Source organism: Cellulomonas timonensis (assembly GCF_900046455.1).
In the GTDB taxonomy this organism is placed as follows: domain Bacteria; phylum Actinomycetota; class Actinomycetes; order Actinomycetales; family Cellulomonadaceae; genus Cellulomonas_A; species Cellulomonas_A timonensis.
Map to the genome: position 1 here is coordinate 260846 of NZ_FCOT01000013.1, position 15104 is coordinate 275949.

14 protein-coding genes are annotated in these 15104 nt (G+C 72.6%); 9 read left to right on the forward strand and 5 right to left on the reverse strand.

Translation table 11 applies throughout. The features are described 5' to 3' along the window. The first annotated feature begins 8 nt into the window (after nucleotides 1-8). From BN3788_RS14680 to BN3788_RS14705, 6 genes are all read left to right on the forward strand, one after another. Nucleotides 9-1469 carry an outer membrane protein assembly factor BamB family protein gene (locus tag BN3788_RS14680; RefSeq protein ID WP_082812955.1) on the forward strand — a complete coding sequence of 487 codons (1461 nt, stop codon included), beginning with the start codon at nucleotides 9-11 and terminating at the stop codon, nucleotides 1467-1469. Between the two features lie 173 nt (nucleotides 1470-1642). Then, nucleotides 1643-3388: a 2-isopropylmalate synthase gene (leuA, locus tag BN3788_RS14685; RefSeq protein WP_066587768.1), complete on the forward strand. Its 1746-nt coding sequence runs from the start codon at nucleotides 1643-1645 to the stop codon at nucleotides 3386-3388. A 179-nt stretch (nucleotides 3389-3567) separates the two neighbouring features. Continuing rightward, nucleotides 3568-5163: a GGDEF domain-containing protein gene (locus BN3788_RS14690; RefSeq protein ID WP_147525137.1), complete on the forward strand. Its 1596-nt coding sequence runs from the start codon at nucleotides 3568-3570 to the stop codon at nucleotides 5161-5163. A gap of 7 nt (nucleotides 5164-5170) precedes the next feature. Further along, the gene (gene recO, locus BN3788_RS14695) at nucleotides 5171-5902 is read left to right on the forward strand and encodes a DNA repair protein RecO (protein ID WP_066587772.1); all 732 of its coding nucleotides are present in this window, start codon (nucleotides 5171-5173) and stop codon (nucleotides 5900-5902) included. Continuing rightward, nucleotides 5902-6675: an isoprenyl transferase gene (locus BN3788_RS14700; protein WP_066587775.1), complete on the forward strand. Its 774-nt coding sequence runs from the start codon at nucleotides 5902-5904 to the stop codon at nucleotides 6673-6675. Before recO ends, BN3788_RS14700 begins: the two co-directional genes overlap by 1 nt. A 66-nt stretch (nucleotides 6676-6741) precedes the next feature. Next, nucleotides 6742-7098 carry a VOC family protein gene (locus tag BN3788_RS14705; protein ID WP_066587777.1) on the forward strand — a complete coding sequence of 119 codons (357 nt, stop codon included), beginning with the start codon at nucleotides 6742-6744 and terminating at the stop codon, nucleotides 7096-7098. Nucleotides 7099-7134: 36 nt separating this feature from the next. On the opposite strand, the gene BN3788_RS14710 is transcribed toward BN3788_RS14705, so the two are convergent. Genes BN3788_RS14710 through BN3788_RS14725 form a run of 4 tightly spaced genes read right to left on the reverse strand, consistent with a single transcriptional unit; the run spans nucleotide 7135 to nucleotide 10470 of the window. Next, complete coding sequence (locus tag BN3788_RS14710) at nucleotides 7135-7725, reverse strand: DedA family protein (RefSeq protein ID WP_066587779.1); 591 nt, start codon at nucleotides 7723-7725, stop codon at nucleotides 7135-7137. A gap of 44 nt (nucleotides 7726-7769) precedes the next feature. Then, entirely contained in the window at nucleotides 7770-8690 is a 921-nt protein-coding gene (locus tag BN3788_RS14715; protein ID WP_066587781.1) for a metal ABC transporter permease, read from the reverse strand. Then, nucleotides 8687-9505, reverse strand: a complete 819-nt coding sequence (locus BN3788_RS14720; protein ID WP_066587783.1) for a metal ABC transporter ATP-binding protein — start codon at nucleotides 9503-9505, stop codon at nucleotides 8687-8689. Before BN3788_RS14720 ends, BN3788_RS14715 begins: the two co-directional genes overlap by 4 nt. After that, nucleotides 9502-10470: a metal ABC transporter substrate-binding protein gene (locus BN3788_RS14725; RefSeq protein ID WP_066589459.1), complete on the reverse strand. Its 969-nt coding sequence runs from the start codon at nucleotides 10468-10470 to the stop codon at nucleotides 9502-9504. The genes BN3788_RS14720 and BN3788_RS14725 overlap by 4 nt, the downstream gene beginning before the upstream one ends. Before the next feature lie 139 nt (nucleotides 10471-10609). Here BN3788_RS14725 and BN3788_RS14730 point away from each other — a divergent pair, with 139 nt between their 5' ends. The 3 genes from BN3788_RS14730 (at nucleotide 10610) to BN3788_RS14740 (ending at nucleotide 13869) form a co-directional block, all read left to right on the forward strand. Next, on the forward strand, nucleotides 10610-11992 hold the full coding sequence (locus BN3788_RS14730; protein ID WP_066587785.1) for a glycine--tRNA ligase: 1383 nt from the start codon (nucleotides 10610-10612) through the stop codon (nucleotides 11990-11992). A 71-nt stretch (nucleotides 11993-12063) separates the two neighbouring features. Next, a complete protein-coding gene (locus BN3788_RS14735; protein ID WP_066587786.1) occupies nucleotides 12064-12603 on the forward strand; it encodes a DinB family protein in 540 nt (179 codons plus the stop codon). Nucleotides 12604-12609: 6 nt separating this feature from the next. Beyond that, nucleotides 12610-13869, forward strand: coding sequence for a YibE/F family protein (locus tag BN3788_RS14740; protein ID WP_082812956.1), 1260 nt, complete (start codon nucleotides 12610-12612; stop codon nucleotides 13867-13869). On the opposite strand, the gene BN3788_RS14745 is transcribed toward BN3788_RS14740, so the two are convergent. Next, nucleotides 13753-15042: a YibE/F family protein gene (locus BN3788_RS14745; protein ID WP_234346670.1), complete on the reverse strand. Its 1290-nt coding sequence runs from the start codon at nucleotides 15040-15042 to the stop codon at nucleotides 13753-13755. The two genes, BN3788_RS14740 and BN3788_RS14745, sit on opposite strands and share 117 nt — an antisense overlap. Nucleotides 15043-15104: the final 62 nt, after the last annotated feature.

Here is a 15104-nt window from a genome sequence, read left to right on the forward strand (position 1 = left end):
ATCGCGCCATGGCACTGGCGCCGTTGAGCCGCATGGCGGCGGTCGAGCTCGTCGAGGACGACCTCCCGACCGGCGATCTGGCGCGCGATCCCCATGCCGAGGCTGGAGCCCCCGAGCTCGACGCCGGGACCCTCACACCCCACCCGGCGGGGTCCCGCAGCCTGACGCGGGCAGCCCGTCGCTGGTGGCCCGTCACGGTGCCCCTCGTCCTCGTCCTCGCAGTCGGCTCGGTCATGCAGGCACGGAACGAGGACGCGCGCCTCGAGCGGCTGGCAGGGGTTCCCGGTTTGGCGCGCCCCCTCGACGGGCCGCCAGTCGAGCGGTGGCGCCATCCGGTCGCCGCTGGCGACAAGGCGCTCGCGGCGGGTGGCGCGGTGGCGGTGGTGGGCATCCGCCAAGGCGCCTGGCAGGTCTCCTCGCTGGACGCGCGGACCGGCGCCGAACGCTGGACGACCTCGCTGGGGACCGTGCCCCAGGCCGCGGCGGAGGCGCAGGGCCCCGACTGCCCCAGCGCGGGGGCCGATGTCGGGCCCTACCTGGTGTGCCTGGTGCGGACGCCGCCGCCCGTCTACGCCGAGGCCGGCGACGCGGCGGCCACGCCCGTGCGGGTCGTGGCCCTGGACTCCGCGGACGGCTCGGTGTCTGGCGAGTGGGAGGTCACCGGCGAGGTCGCGCTGATCGCCCGTCGCGGTGACGGCGTGGTGCTGGTCACGCGGGACAGCGAGGGGTACCTCCACGCGGCGCTGCGCGACCCGCTCACGGGCGCCGCCGAGTGGGCGTACAGGAGCCGGCAGTCGAACAGCGCGGACGGCTACATCAGCGCGCCGACCGCAGCGCTCACCGCGGAGCATGTGGTGCTCGGCGGCAGTGGCACGGTGGTCCTCGACGCGGAGGACGGGGCGGAGCTCTACTGGGCCACGCATCTCTCGTTCGTCCAGGCGGGATCGGACGCAGACCGGTTCGGCACGTGGTCCACGGCACGTGGGGGAGCGCTGCACGGACCGTCGGGCCGCCGATTGCGAGATCTTCCCTCCTTGCCGGTCCGGCCGGCCGTCGACGACGGCACTGCGGACGACATCGTCGTGCTCGACGCGGGCCGTGAGATCAGCGCCGCGGCGGCGTTCAGCGGCAAGCAGCTGTGGACACTCGGCACCGACCTCGACCCCGCGGTGATCGTCGACGGCCAGGTGATCCTCGCGGCCCCCGGCCGGCAGGTGAGCGTCGACGCGCACACGGGCGAGGTCGCCTGGGATGTCGAGACCGACCTGACGCTGCCGCCGGTGTCGGACGGCTCCCTGGTCCTCACGGCCGAGCTGGGGCCCGATGGCGCGCCCCAGCTGGTGGCGCGGGGGATCGCCGACGGTGTGCGGTACTGGTCCGCGCCGCTCCCGCACGGGACCTCGCTCGTGTCAGTCGAGGGCGGGAACCTGCTGGCCTGGACTGCGGACGAGCTGGTCCTCCTGGGGTAGCAGCCCACGGCGCGCCGTGGGCGCACCTGGCGCTGACCGCCGGAGTACAGTGGCCACGTGCTGAAGCTCGAGCTGCTCCTCCTTCGTCGCCGCGGCGAGGCCTCGTAAGGCCGCATCCTCGCCGCGGTGTTCGGTGTGCCGGCTGCTTCCCACCGACCAGCGAAGGATCCTCGATGAGCTACCACGACCGCACACCCCAGCAGCCCTCCGGCATGCCCGTCCACAAGTATCGGCCGTTCCACGAGCAGATCACCGTCGACCTGCCGGACCGCACCTGGCCCACCCGCCGCGTCACGAAGGCCCCGCGCTGGTGCGCCGTCGACCTGCGTGACGGGAACCAGGCCCTGATCGAGCCGATGAGCCCCGCCCGCAAGCTGCAGATGTTCGAGCTGCTCGTGCAGATGGGCTTCAAGGAGATCGAGGTCGGCTTCCCCTCGGCGTCGCAGACGGACTTCGACTTCGTGCGGATGCTGATCGAGGAGGGCCGGATCCCCGACGACGTCGTCATCCAAGTCCTCACCCAGTGCCGCGAGCACCTGATCGAGCGCACATACGAGTCGATCGCCGGGGCCAAGCAGGCCATCGTGCACCTGTACAACTCCACGTCCACGCTGCAGCGCGACGTGGTCTTCCGCTCCGACGAGGACGGCATCGTCGACATCGCCGTGTCCGGCGCGCAGCTGTGCAAGAAGTACGAGCAGACGGTGCCCGGAACCGACGTCTTCTACGAGTACTCGCCCGAGTCGTACACGGGCACCGAGCTCGAGTTCGCGGCGCGCATCTGCAACGCGGTGCTCGACGTGCTGGAGCCGACGCCCGACCGCAAGGTCATCATCAACCTGCCCGCCACCGTCGAGATGGCCACGCCCAACGTGTACGCCGACTCGATCGAGTGGATGGGCCGGAACCTGCGCTACCGCGAGAACGTCATCCTCTCGCTGCACCCGCACAACGACCGGGGCACCGGCGTCGCCGCCGCCGAGCTGGGCTACCTGGCCGGCGCGGACCGCATCGAGGGCTGCCTGTTCGGCAACGGCGAGCGCACCGGCAACGTGTGCCTGGTGACCCTCGGGATGAACCTGTTCAGCCAGGGCATCGACCCCGAGATCGACTTCTCCGACCTGGACAACGTGCGCCGCACCGTGGAGCACTGCAACCAGCTGCCGGTGGGCGAGCGGCACCCGTGGGGTGGCGACCTCGTGTTCACGGCGTTCTCGGGCTCCCACCAGGACGCCATCAAGAAGGGCCTGGACGCGATGGAGGCCGAGGCGGTGGCGTCCGGCCGCGAGGTCGACGACCTGGTCTGGGCCGTCCCGTACCTGCCGATCGACCCCAAGGACGTGGGGCGCTCCTACGACGCGATCATCAGGGTCAACTCGCAGTCCGGCAAGGGCGGCATCTCCTACCTGATGAAGTCCGAGCGTGACCTCGACCTGCCGCGCCGCCTGCAGATCGAGTTCTCGCACGTGGTGCAGGCGCACACCGACACGCACGGCGCCGAGGTCACCGCCGACGAGCTGTGGCAGATCTTCAACGACGAGTACCTCCCGGTGGAGCCGGGCGGCCCGCTGGCGGCGTGGGGACGCCTGCGCCTGCGCGGCATGCGGATGACCAGCTCCGAGGAGGGCTCGGTCGCGCTCTCAGTGGACGTCGCCGACGGCGGCGAGCACCGCACGCTCGAGGGGTCCGGCAACGGCCCGCTCGACGCGTTCCTCGACGCGCTGGGCTCGCTGGGGGTCCAGGTCATGGTGCTCGACTACGCCGAGCACGCCCTGTCCTCCGGCGGTGACGCGACGGCTGCCGCCTACGTGGAGTGCGCGGTGGGCGATCAGACGCTCTGGGGCGTCGGCATCGACCCGTCCACCACGACCGCGTCGCTCAAGGCGATCATCTCTGCGGTGAACCGCGCGCAGCGCTGACCCGCACCACCTCGGCCCAGGCCGCCGGACGCCACGTGCGCCCGGCGGCCTTCGCTGTCGGGCGTACCGCGGCACTCATTCGGGTGACGTTCCGCCGAGTCTCTGCAGTGCGGCCCCCGCACGCCGATGAGCACCTGGGAACAACGTGCGCGACGCGTCGGGTGACGCGGGGAGACGGGGTGGGCACCATCGGCGCAGAGGTGGTGGCGACCTCCGAGTTCGGCGTGTTCGACCTCGTGGCCGACCGCGCCTTCTGGGAGTTCCAGCATGGCGACCTGCCCGCGGCGCTGCTGCTGTGCGCCCACGGGATCGCGCTCGCCGAGCTGGCGGGCGATGAGGCGACGGTCAGGTACCTGCTGTTCACGCGTGGGCAGTGCCTGATCGAGCTGGACGAGGTCGACGCCGCCGTCGCCTGCGCCGATGACCTGCTGGCCCGCACGGAGCACGACGAGGAGCCGTACTGGCAGGCGAAGGCACTGGCTGTCCGGGCCCTGGCCCGTATCCGGGCCGGTGCGGCGATCGAGGTCATGGACCTGTTGGCCCGCGTGTGGAGCCTGGTGGGCGTGCCCGACGGCCGCCGGTACAACCAGGCGTCGGCCGTCGCGGTGCTGGCGAACGGCCTGCGGACCGCCGAGCTCTACGAGCAGAGCCATGCGCTGCTGCGCCGCCTGCACCGCCTGGTGCCGTCGGGCTTCGACGCCAACGTGGTGGCCCAGTCGACGCGGAACCTCGCCGAGTGGGGCGCGCGGCTGCTGGTCCTCGGCTATGACCGCGAGGCGTCGGCGACGTTCGCCCAGCTCGCGTCACGGGTGCTCCTGCTGCGCCGGCTGGCCGAGGGCGACGGCGGCTCCGGGCCCGTGGACCATGCGGTCTCCGCAGACGCCGCGGAGATCGTCGCGATGGTCGGACTGGGTGAGCACCGGAGGGCGCTGGCCCTCGCCGAACGCGCCGGGCCGGCCCTCGAGCAGTACCGGGGGCGGCCCGAGTGGGTGGCCGCGATGTGCGCGATCGGCCTGGCCCTGACGACGGTGGGGCGCTACGCCGAGGCGGAGGCCGCTGTCGCGAGGGTCCGTCCCGAGGTCGAGACAAGGGACCGGGAGGTGTGGCTGACAGCCGTCGACGCGGTGCTCCTGGAGGCGGCGCGTGGACGGCACGGCGACCACCCCGCCGCAGTGCAGGCCACTGTGATGTTCCGGCGGGTCGCGCGCCGCACCTGGAGTGACCGCGAGCAGCGCTTCGAGGCCCTGCTCAGCAAGGTCCGCATCCAGGAGCTGGTCGAGCAGAGCGCCCGTGCCACTGCCCTGAGCGCGCTCGACGAGCTCACCGGGATCGGCAACCGGCGCGCCATCCAGGAGTTCGTCGCCGGTGGCGAGGGGCCGATGGCCGGCGTCTTCATCGATGTCGACGACTTCAAGTGCGTCAACGACCAGCACTCCTACGTGATCGGCGATGCGGTGCTGGTGCAGATCGCGGAGTTGCTGAGCGGGCTCGCCCGGGACGAGGACCTGGTGGCGCGATTCGGCGGCGACGAGTTCGTGATCTTGCCGCCGCCCGGCGCGGCAATGAGCGCCGCGCGGCTGGAGCGGCTGGGGCGCCGCATCCTGGCGGGCGCGCACGCCGCGAACTGGGACGCGATCGCGCCAGGGCTCACGGTGACCCTCTCGGTGGGCGTCGCGCAGGTGGGCAGCGGCGACGACCTGTTCGACGGCCTGGGCCAGGCCGTGCGGGAGGCCAAGCGTGGCGGACGTGACCAGGTGGTCGTGCTCGGCGGATAATGTCCGGGTGAGCCTCTACCGCGACGAGGCCATCGTCCTCCGCACCCACAAGCTGGGCGAGGCCGATCGCATCGTGACCCTGCTGACCCGCACCCACGGGAAGGTCCGAGCGGTCGGCAAGGGCGTGCGCCGCACCACCTCCCGATTCGGCTCCCGGCTCGAGCCGTTCATGCACATCGACGTGCAGCTCAACACCGGCCGCTCGCTGGACCTGGTCACCCAGGTGGAGACCATCGGCGCGTACGGCCGGCCCATCTGCGAGGACTACGCGCTCTACACCGCCGGGACGGTGATGCTCGAGACCGCGGAACGGCTCGTCGAGGACGAGCACGACCCCTCGGTGCAGCAGTACTGGCTGCTGGTGGGAGCGGTGCGCGCGCTGTCGGCGCGCGACCACGCCCCCGGCTTGGTGCTCAACTCCTACCTGCTGCGCGCGCTGGCGATCGCGGGCTGGGCGCCGAGCTTCGCGGACTGCGCGCGCTGCGGCCGGCCCGGCCCGCACACGTCATTCGCCGTCGCGCAGGGCGGCGCCGTCTGCCAGGCCTGTCGTCCACCTGGCGCCACCTCGCCCGCGCAGGAGACGTTCGCGCTGCTCGCCGCGCTGCTCGCCGGGCACTGGGATGTCGCGGAGGCCAGCGCCGAACGGCACCGGCGTGAGGCGGACGGCCTCGTCGCGGCATACTGCCAGTTCCACCTCGAGCGCCAGCTGCGCTCGTTGCCCATGGTCGAGAGGGTCTGATGCCGATCGCTCCGCCGCCGCACCCCAGCGGCGCCCGTCCCCCTGCCATCCCCGCGGAGCTCATCCCGCAGCACGTCGCAATTGTCATGGACGGCAATGGCCGCTGGGCGAACGCCCGCGGGCTGCCGCGCACCGCGGGCCACGCGGCCGGCGAGGCGTCGCTGCTCGACGTCGTCGCGGGCGCCATCGAGATCGGCGTGAAGCACATCTCGGCGTACGCGTTCTCCACCGAGAACTGGAAGCGCTCACCCGACGAGGTGCGCTATCTCATGGGCTTCAACCGGGACGTGCTGCGCCGCCAGCGCGACACCATGAACGACTGGGGCGTGCGGGTGCGCTGGGCCGGACGGCGCCCGCGGCTGTGGCGCTCGGTCATCAAGGAGCTCGAGACCGCCGAGGAGCTCACGCGCGGCAACGACACGTGCACGTTGACGATGTGCGTCAACTACGGCGGCCGCGCCGAGATCGCCGACGCCGTGCAGGCCATCGGCCGCGAGGTCGCCGCCGGGCGGCTCGACCCGTCGAAGATCACCGAGAAGACCATCGCGCGGCACCTCGACGAGCCCGACCTGCCGGACGTGGACCTGTTCCTGCGCACGTCGGGGGAGCAGCGCACCTCCAACTTCATGATCTGGCAGTCCGCCTACGCCGAGCTCGTGTTCCTCGACGAGCCCTGGCCGGATGTGGACCGCCGGCACCTGTGGCGCGCTGTCGAGACGTATGCGCGGCGCGACCGGCGCTACGGGGGAGCCGTCGACCAGCCTGTCGCGTAGCCGATTGCGGCGATTGCGCCGGGAGGGCTGGACAGGGTGTCGGGGGTGGCCGCTAGCGTGCGGAGGATGACACTCACAGTGGAGATGATCACCTTCGACGCTCTCGACGCCCCGACGCTGGCCCGGTGGTGGGCGGCGCAGACGGGCGGCGTCGTCCAGGGGGCGCCCGACGCGCCCTTCATCGTGGTCGCCCCCGGGCCGTCGGGCGGGCCGAATCTGGGGTTCCAGCAGGTGGCGGTCCCGACGCGTGGGAAGAACCGCGTGCACGTCGATCTGACGACCGCGGACCGTGCGGCGGAGGTGGCCCGGCTCACCGGGGATGGCGCGAAGTTCGTCGCCGAGCACCGGGAGGACGGGCTCGCGTGGACGGTGCTCGCGGACCCGGAGGGCAACCAGTTCTGCGTCTCCGGCTCACACGGCTGAGCCGTCAGACGCCTGAGCCGTCAGGCGCCTGAGCCGTCAGGCGCCTGGGTGGGCTCCCGTGGCCACGGTGTCATGCGTGCGCTCGACGCCCTCATGGCGTGCGCGGCGGGAGGCTCGGCGGCGCCTGGCCCACCAGGCGAGGGCGGCTGCGATCAGGACGCCTGCGGCGGCGAGGCCCCAGGGGGACTCGGCAGCGAGCGCGGCGGCCGCCCACACGGCGCCGAGGCCGACGGTGCCCCAGATGAAGGCCCAGGCGATGGCCCCGGGGATCGACGCGAGCGTGAAGCGCAGGTACGGCATGCGGGCGACGCCCGCGGCGACGAGCACGGCAGTCTGCGCCCCGACGGTGAGGTAGGCGAAGGTCACGGCCAGCGGGCCCCAACGGTGCACGGCGGCGGCGGCGCGCTTCGCGGGCACCGTCGAGCCCCAGGCGGCGGCGCGTGCCCGGGTGGCCGTCCACCAGCGGGGGCCTCGGCCGGTGGCGGCAAGGCGGCCGGCGCCCACGGAGGCGGCCCGGCCCACCCAGTAGGTCATGTGCGAGCGCGCGAGGACGATGACCACGAGGGCGATGATGACGAACCAGAAGGGGCGGCCACCCAGTCCGTACGCTGCGGCGGGGTCGTTCACGAGGGTCCAGTCTACGAGCGGTCGATGGACGTGGCGCCGGGCCGTCAGTCCCTGGCGCTGGTCGCCAGGAGCACGTCGTCCGGCACGTCGGGGTGGGGGTCGCGGTGCGGCGTGGGCCGGTGGATCAGGGGCCGCAGCGTCACCGCGATGGCGTACACCAGGATCGCGAGCACGACGATCGTCGCGCCTGGCGGGTAGTCCTGCCAGTACGTGACGGACAGGCCGACCACGCTCACCGCGACGCCGATCGCGCTCGCCAGCGCCATCGTGCGGCCGAAGGAGCGCGCGAAAACCTGCGCGATGGCCACCGGGACGATCATCAGGGCGCTGACGAGCAGCAGCCCGACGACGCGCATCGCGATGGTGACCGTCAGGGCGGCGACGGTGGCGATCAGCATGTTGAGGAAGCGGACCGGCAGCCCTGAGCCGCGCGCGAACTCCTCGTCGTAGCTCACCGAGAACAGCGCGGTGCGCAGCCCGACCCCGGCGCCCAGCACGACGACGGCCAGCGCGGCGGTCCACCACAGGTCCCCGCCCGAGACCGTCGAGATCGACCCGAACAGGTAGGCCATGAGGTTGGCGTTGGTGCCGCCCGCGACCTTGATCAGCAGGACGCCGCCCGCGATGCCGCCGTAGAACATGATCGCCAGGGCCAGGTCGCCGCTGGTGCGGCCACGCTCCCGGACGAGCTCGATGACCACTGAGCCCACGATGGCCGCGACCACGGCGCCCGGCACCGCCAGTGTGTCGTGCTGGGCGAGGTTCGCCCAGTTGCCCACGAGCCAGCCGAGCGCGACGCCGGTGAGGGCGACGTGGCCGATGCCGTCGCCCATCAGCGCGAGCCGCCGCTGCACGAGGAATGTCCCCACCACGGGGGCCGCGGCCCCGACGAGGAGCGCGGCGAGGAGCGCGCGCTGCATCAGCGGCCACTCCAGCATGGTGATGATCTGGTCGAGCCAGGTCATGGGGTGACCTCGATGGTGATCGTGGGACCGGCGCCGGGCGGCTCCGGGTCTGCGTGTGGGTGGGTGTGCTGGTGCCCGGGCTCGGCGTGCTCGTCGCGGGCGTGCGGCGGGGCGCCGTCGTGCACCAGCCGGCCGTGCCGCAGCACGAGGGCGCGCTGGATCAGGGGGGTGAACGGCCCGAGCTCGTGCAGGATGACCAGGATCGTCGCGCCGTCCGCGTGGAGCCGCTGGACGGTGTCGACGAATGTCTGCTGGGTGGGGATGTCGATGCCTGACGTGGGCTCGTCGAGCACGAGCAGGTCGGGGTCGCGCACCAGGGCGCGCGCGATGAGGACGCGCTGCTGCTGCCCGCCGGAGAGCTCGTGCACGGGCCGTCGGGCCTTGTCGGCGAGGCCGACCTGCTCGAGGGCGGCGCGGGCCCGGTCCCGGGCGTCACGCGGGGGGCGAAGCCGCCGGCCGGTGAGTAGGCCCGAGGTGACGACCTCGAGGGCGTTCGCCGGCACGCCTGTCGCGGCGGGCAGCCGCTGCGGGACGTAGCCGACGCGGTTCCACGGGACGCCGTTCCCCAGTGGCCGGCCGAAGAGGCGCACCGTGCCCGCGTCGGTGGGCACGATGCCCAGCAGCGCGCGCACGAGCGTCGACTTGCCGGAGCCGTTCGCGCCGAGCAGCGCGACGACCTCGCCAGGCCGCACGGTGAAGTCGATCCCGCTGAGGATCTGCTGGCCGCCGAGCGCGACGCCGAGGCCCTCGGCCTCGAGGACCGCTGGGCCGTCAGCCGGCGCCGGGGCGGCCGGGGTGGGCTGTGCGGCGCTCATGCGCAGGCCAGCGCCGTCTGCAGGGCCTGGAGGTTGTCCTCGGCCACGGAGAAGTACGTCTGCGAGCCGCTGACGCCCTCGAGCGGGTCGAGGACGGCGGACTCGATGCCGAGGTCGGCGGCCAGCGTCTGGGCGACCTTGGGGCTGACCAGCGCCTCGAAGAAGATCGTGGTCACCCCTTCACGCTCGACCACGTCGCGGATCTCCACCAGTCGAGCGGGGGACGGCTCCGCGTCGGGGTCGATGCCGGAGATCCCGACCTCTTCGAGGCCGTAGCGGTCGGCGAGGTATCCGAAGGCGGTGTGCGTGGTGACGAAGACGTGGCGCTCGCAGGAGGCGAGGCCTTGCTCGTATTGGCTGTCGAGCTCGCCGAGCCGTGCGGTGAGCGCTGCGGCATTCGCCTCGAACTCCTGGGCGCCGTCGGGGTCGAGCTCGCCGAGCTGGGCGGCGACGGCCTCGGCCACCGGGGCCAGCAGCGTGGGGTCGAGCCAGAAGTGCGGGTCGAGGTCGCCGTGGTCGTGTCCGTCGTCCGCGTGGTGGTGCTCCTCGCCGGCGTGCTCCTCGTGGCCGTGCTCGTCGGCCTCCTCGACGTCCTCTGCGGAGAACGGCACGAGCGTGGTGACGTCGGCGGCATTGACGATGTGCGCGGGGTCGGCGGTGGCGACGGCCTCGTCGACGGCGGGCTGGAAGCCGGAGAGGTAGACGACCAGATCGGCCGAGCGGAGGCTGTTGACCTGGCTGGGGGAGAGCTCGAGGTCGTGCGGCTCGGCGCCGGGCGGGGTCAGGGAGGTCACGTCGACGCGGTCGCCGCCGACCTCCTGGGCGACGAACTGCAGCGGGTAGAACGAGGCGGACACGGCGAGCGGGGCGTCTGCGGCGGTTTCGGAGGCGGCGCAGCCGGTGAGGGCGAGCGCCGCGAGGGACAGGCCGCAGGTGGGGCCCAGGAGGCCGCGTCGGAGTTGCATGATGATCATTCTCATTAGAGTGAGAATCATTGTCAATCTGATGACCGCCCGCGACGCGGTCCCACGCCGCCCCGGTAACCTCGTCCCGGAGCCTCCACCAGCCAGGCGGGGGCACGCGAGAACAAAGTGAGTGTGAGCTGTGGCCCCGTCCCGTCTTGACGCCGTCACCTCCCTGGCCAAGCGCCGGGGCTTCGTCTTCCCGTCCGGAGAGATCTACGGAGGCACGCGCTCCGCCTGGGACTACGGGCCACTGGGCGTCGAGCTCAAGGAGAACATCAAGAAGCAGTGGTGGCGCTCCATGGTCACCAGCCGCGAGGACGTCGTCGGCCTCGACTCGTCGGTCATCCTGCCGCGCAAGGTGTGGGTCGCCTCCGGCCACGTCGGGGTGTTCACCGACCCCCTGGTCGAGTGCCTGAGCTGCCACAAGCGCTTCCGCGAGGACCACCTGCTCGAGGAGTTCGAGGAGAAGAAGGGCCGCGCGCCCGAGAACGGCCTCGGCGACATCGCCTGCCCGAACTGCGGCACGCGCGGCCAGTGGACCGAGCCCCGTGACTTCAACATGATGCTCAAGACGTACCTCGGCCCCGTCGAGGACGAGTCCGGGCTGCACTACCTGCGCCCCGAGACCGCGCAGGGCATCTTCGTGAACTTCGCCAACGTGGTGACGACCAGCCGCAAGAAGCCGCCGTTCGGCATCGGCCAGATCGGCAAGTCGTTCCGCAACGAGATCACCCCGGGCAACTTCATCTTCCGGACGCGCGAGTTCGAGCAGATGGAGATGGAGTACTTCGTCGAGCCCGGCACCGACGAGCAGTGGCACCAGTACTGGATCGACGCGCGCACCGACTGGTACGTCGACCTGGGCCTGCAGCGCGACAACCTGCGCCTGTACGAGCACCCGCAGGAGAAGCTCTCGCACTACTCCAAGCGGACCGTCGACATCGAGTACCGCTTCGGCTTCCAGGGCAGCGAGTGGGGCGAGCTCGAGGGCATCGCGAACCGCACCGACTTCGACCTGAAGACCCACACCGAGCACTCGGGCCAGGACCTGTCGTACTTCGACCAGGCCAAGAACGAGCGCTGGGTGCCGTACGTGATCGAGCCCGCAGCCGGCCTGACGCGCTCGCTCATGGCGTTCCTCGTCGAGGCGTACACCGAGGACGAGGCGCCCAACACCAAGGGCGGCGTCGACACCCGCACGGTGCTCAAGCTCGACCCGCGCCTCGCGCCGGTCAAGGCCGCCGTGCTGCCGCTCAGCCGTAACGAGGCGCTCTCGCCCAAGGCCCGCGACCTCGCCGCCGAGCTGCGCCGCAGCTGGAACGTGGAGTTCGACGACGCCGGGGCCATCGGCCGCCGGTACCGCCGCCAGGACGAGATCGGCACGCCGTTCTGCATCACTGTCGACTTCGACACGCTCGACGACCAGGCCGTGACGATCCGCCACCGCGACGACATGACGCAGGAGCGGGTCTCCCTCGACCAGGTCACCCCGTACCTGGCCACGCGCCTCGTCGGAGCCTGACGCCAGCGGCGGGGGCGCGCCTGAGTGGGCGCGCCCCCGCCCGCGCGATCGGCTGGGGTAGTTTCGCGCGCATGGCAGTGGATGAGCAGGGACGCGTCGAGCCACCGGTGGCGGCCGACGAGACGGCGACCCTGCTCGGATTCCTGGACTTCCACCGCGACACGCTCGCGTGGAAGTGCGCGGGGCTCGACGCGCAGGCCCTGCGCGCCACGGCGGGCGCCTCGTCGATGACGTTGGGCGGCCTGCTCAAGCACCTGGCCTACGTCGAGGACCACTGGTTCTCGCGGTCCCTGCACGGCCACGAGCGCAGCACGCCGTGGGACGAGGTGGACTGGGGCGCCGACCCCGACTGGGAGTGGCACTCCGCCGCCGAGGACACCCCCGAGCAGCTCCTGGCGTTGTGGCAGGGGGCGGTGGGCAGGTCCCGCGAGCTCGTCGCGCTGGCGCTGGCCGACGGCGGCGGCCTGGACACCCCCGCCCGACGTGCCTGGGCGGACGGGCGGACGCCGAGCCTGCGCTGGATCCTGGTCCACATGGTCGAGGAGTACTCCCGCCACAACGGCCACGCGGACCTGCTGCGGGAGTCCGTCGACGGACTCGTCGGCGAGTAGGCCACGTTGCCGCACGAGCCGGGCGCCCACCCCCACACGCATGCCCACGTCCGTGTCGACGGCCGCGTCCGCGCGGTGCTGACCGCTGTGCTGGCGCCAGCCCTGGCCGCCACGCTCCTCGGGGCTTGGCTGCTCTGGCCCGACGCCGAATCGCCCAGCCTGACCACCCTCGCGCCCGGGTCCAGCTATGGCCGTGTCGAGGTCCTCGCGGTGGACCTCGACGCCGCGGCGGAGGACCAGGTCGAGGCCCGCACCGCCGAGGGCGAGACGACCCATGTGCTCGTGCCGCCGGAGCACCTGCCGGAGGTGGAGCCCGGCGACCAGCTCGTGGTGATGCGGCTCCCCGGCGCCACCGCAGACGGCATTCCCGCCACCACGCACGTCTTCGTGGACTTCGTGCGCGGGCCCCCGATGGCCCTGCTCGCCGCGGTGTTCGCGGTGCTGGTGGTGGCCGTGGCGCGCTGGCGGGGAGTGGCCGCGCTCGCGGGGCTCGGCATCTCGCTGGCCGGCATCGGCGTGTTCATGCTCCCGGCGCTGCTCCAGGGCCGTCCCGCCGTGCCGGTGGCGCTGGTCACCGCCACCGGGCTCATGTTCGTGCTGTTGTACCTCGCGCACGGGTTCTCGGCGCGCACGTCCACGGCGCTGGTGGGCACGCTCGGCGGCCTCGTCGCCACCTCGGCGCTCGCCGCCTGGGCCACCGGCGCCGCGCAGCTCACGGGCATCGTCGGGCAGGACGCCCTCGATCTGCAGCACTACGCCCCGCTGGTCACGCTGCGCGACGTGCTGCTGTGCGGCATCGTCCTCGCCGGGCTGGGCGTGCTCAACGACGTGACGATCACCCAGGCGTCGGCCGTGTGGGAGTTGCACGCCGGGGCGCCGGCGATGTCCCGCGTCGAGCTGTTCCGCCGGGGCATGCGGATCGGCCGCGACCACATCGCGTCCACCGTCTACACCGTGGCCTTCGCCTACCTCGGGGCGTCGCTGCCGCTGATCCTGCTGGTGAGCATGTCCGATCGGCCGCTGCTCGCGTCGCTGACCAGCGGCGAGATCGCCGAGGAGGTGGTCCGCACCCTCGTCGGCTCGATCGGCCTGGTGCTGGCCATCCCGCTGACCACGGCCGTGGCGGCCCTGGTGGTCAGCGCTCGCCGCTCAGTGCCCGAGTCCGCCGTGCCCGTGCCCATGTCCGCTGTGGATGTGCCCGTGGCTGTGCCCGCCGGCCCGGCGACGGAGCCGGCGCCCGGCGTCCTCCGCGACGTCGACGGGTGAGGCGCTCACCACCAGCGCCGCCACGGCGGTGGTGAGGGGGATCGCGAGCACCAGCCCGATGGATCCGACCAGCGTCCGCACGATCTCCTCGGCGAAGGAGCCGCTGGTCAGGGTCTGGCCGAGCGAGAGCTGGTAGACCTGCACGAGCAGCAGCACCGGCAGCGCGGCCCCGGCGTAGGCGAAGGCGATCGTGTAGACGGTGGACGCGATGTGGTCGCGGCCGATGCGCATCCCGCGCCGGAACAGCTCCTGCCGGCTGGCGTCCGGCATCGTGGCGCGCAGCTCCCACACCGCCGACGCCTGCGTGATGGTCACGTCGTTCAGCACGCCGAGGCCCGCGAGCACGACCCCGCACAGGAACACTCCGCGCAGCGCGCTGGCGCCCTGGTCGCCGAGCAGCCCCGCGAGTTGGTACGTGTCCTCGCTGATGACGCCCGACAGGTGCGCCCAACGCGCCCCGACGATCCCGAGCCCTGCGGTGACCAGCAGCCCGATGACCGTGCCGAGCAGCGCCGTCGACGTCCGCTCGGAGAACCCGTGGGCCAGGTACAGGACGACGTACATGATCACGCCGGACCCGCACAGCCCCACGACCAGGGCGTCGGATCCGGCGAGCAGCGCGGGCAGCACATACGCGCCCAGCACCGCGAAGCCCAAGGCCAGCCCGACGATGGCCCGCAGCCCGCGCATCCCGGCCACCAGCACCGTGACCAGCGCGAACACCAGTGCCAAGGTCATCAGCGGCAGCGCCCGCTCGAAGTCGTGCCACGCCCACACATCCGGCTCCCCGTCGGCGCCGGGGTAGCGCTGCACCACGATCCGCGTCCCGGCGGGGACGTCGTCGGGAGTCAGCGTGGCGGCGGCCCACACCTCGATCTCGGCGCCGCGCTCGGGTCCGCTGGCCACTGTGGCGCGCACCTTGAGGCAGCTCACCGAGGCCGGCACGGACCCGCCGGGCCGGATGTCCTCGACGGTGCCCTCGCACTGGGCGGTGACGGCCGAGGCCACCGTGGCGGTGGGGTGCTCGACCTCCACGTCGACGACCGACCCGTGCGTGGTACGCGCCTCGCCCGGCCAGGTGAGCAGCATGCCCACCAGTGCGGCGAGGCCGACGGGGACGAGGATGCCGAGGAGGACCAGGGTCGTGCGGCGAGGGCTGCGGAGGGCGGGCACCGGGGAATTGTGGCGGACCGGCGACCCGCTTCGACCGCCGCCGCGCGGTGGGGGACAATCGT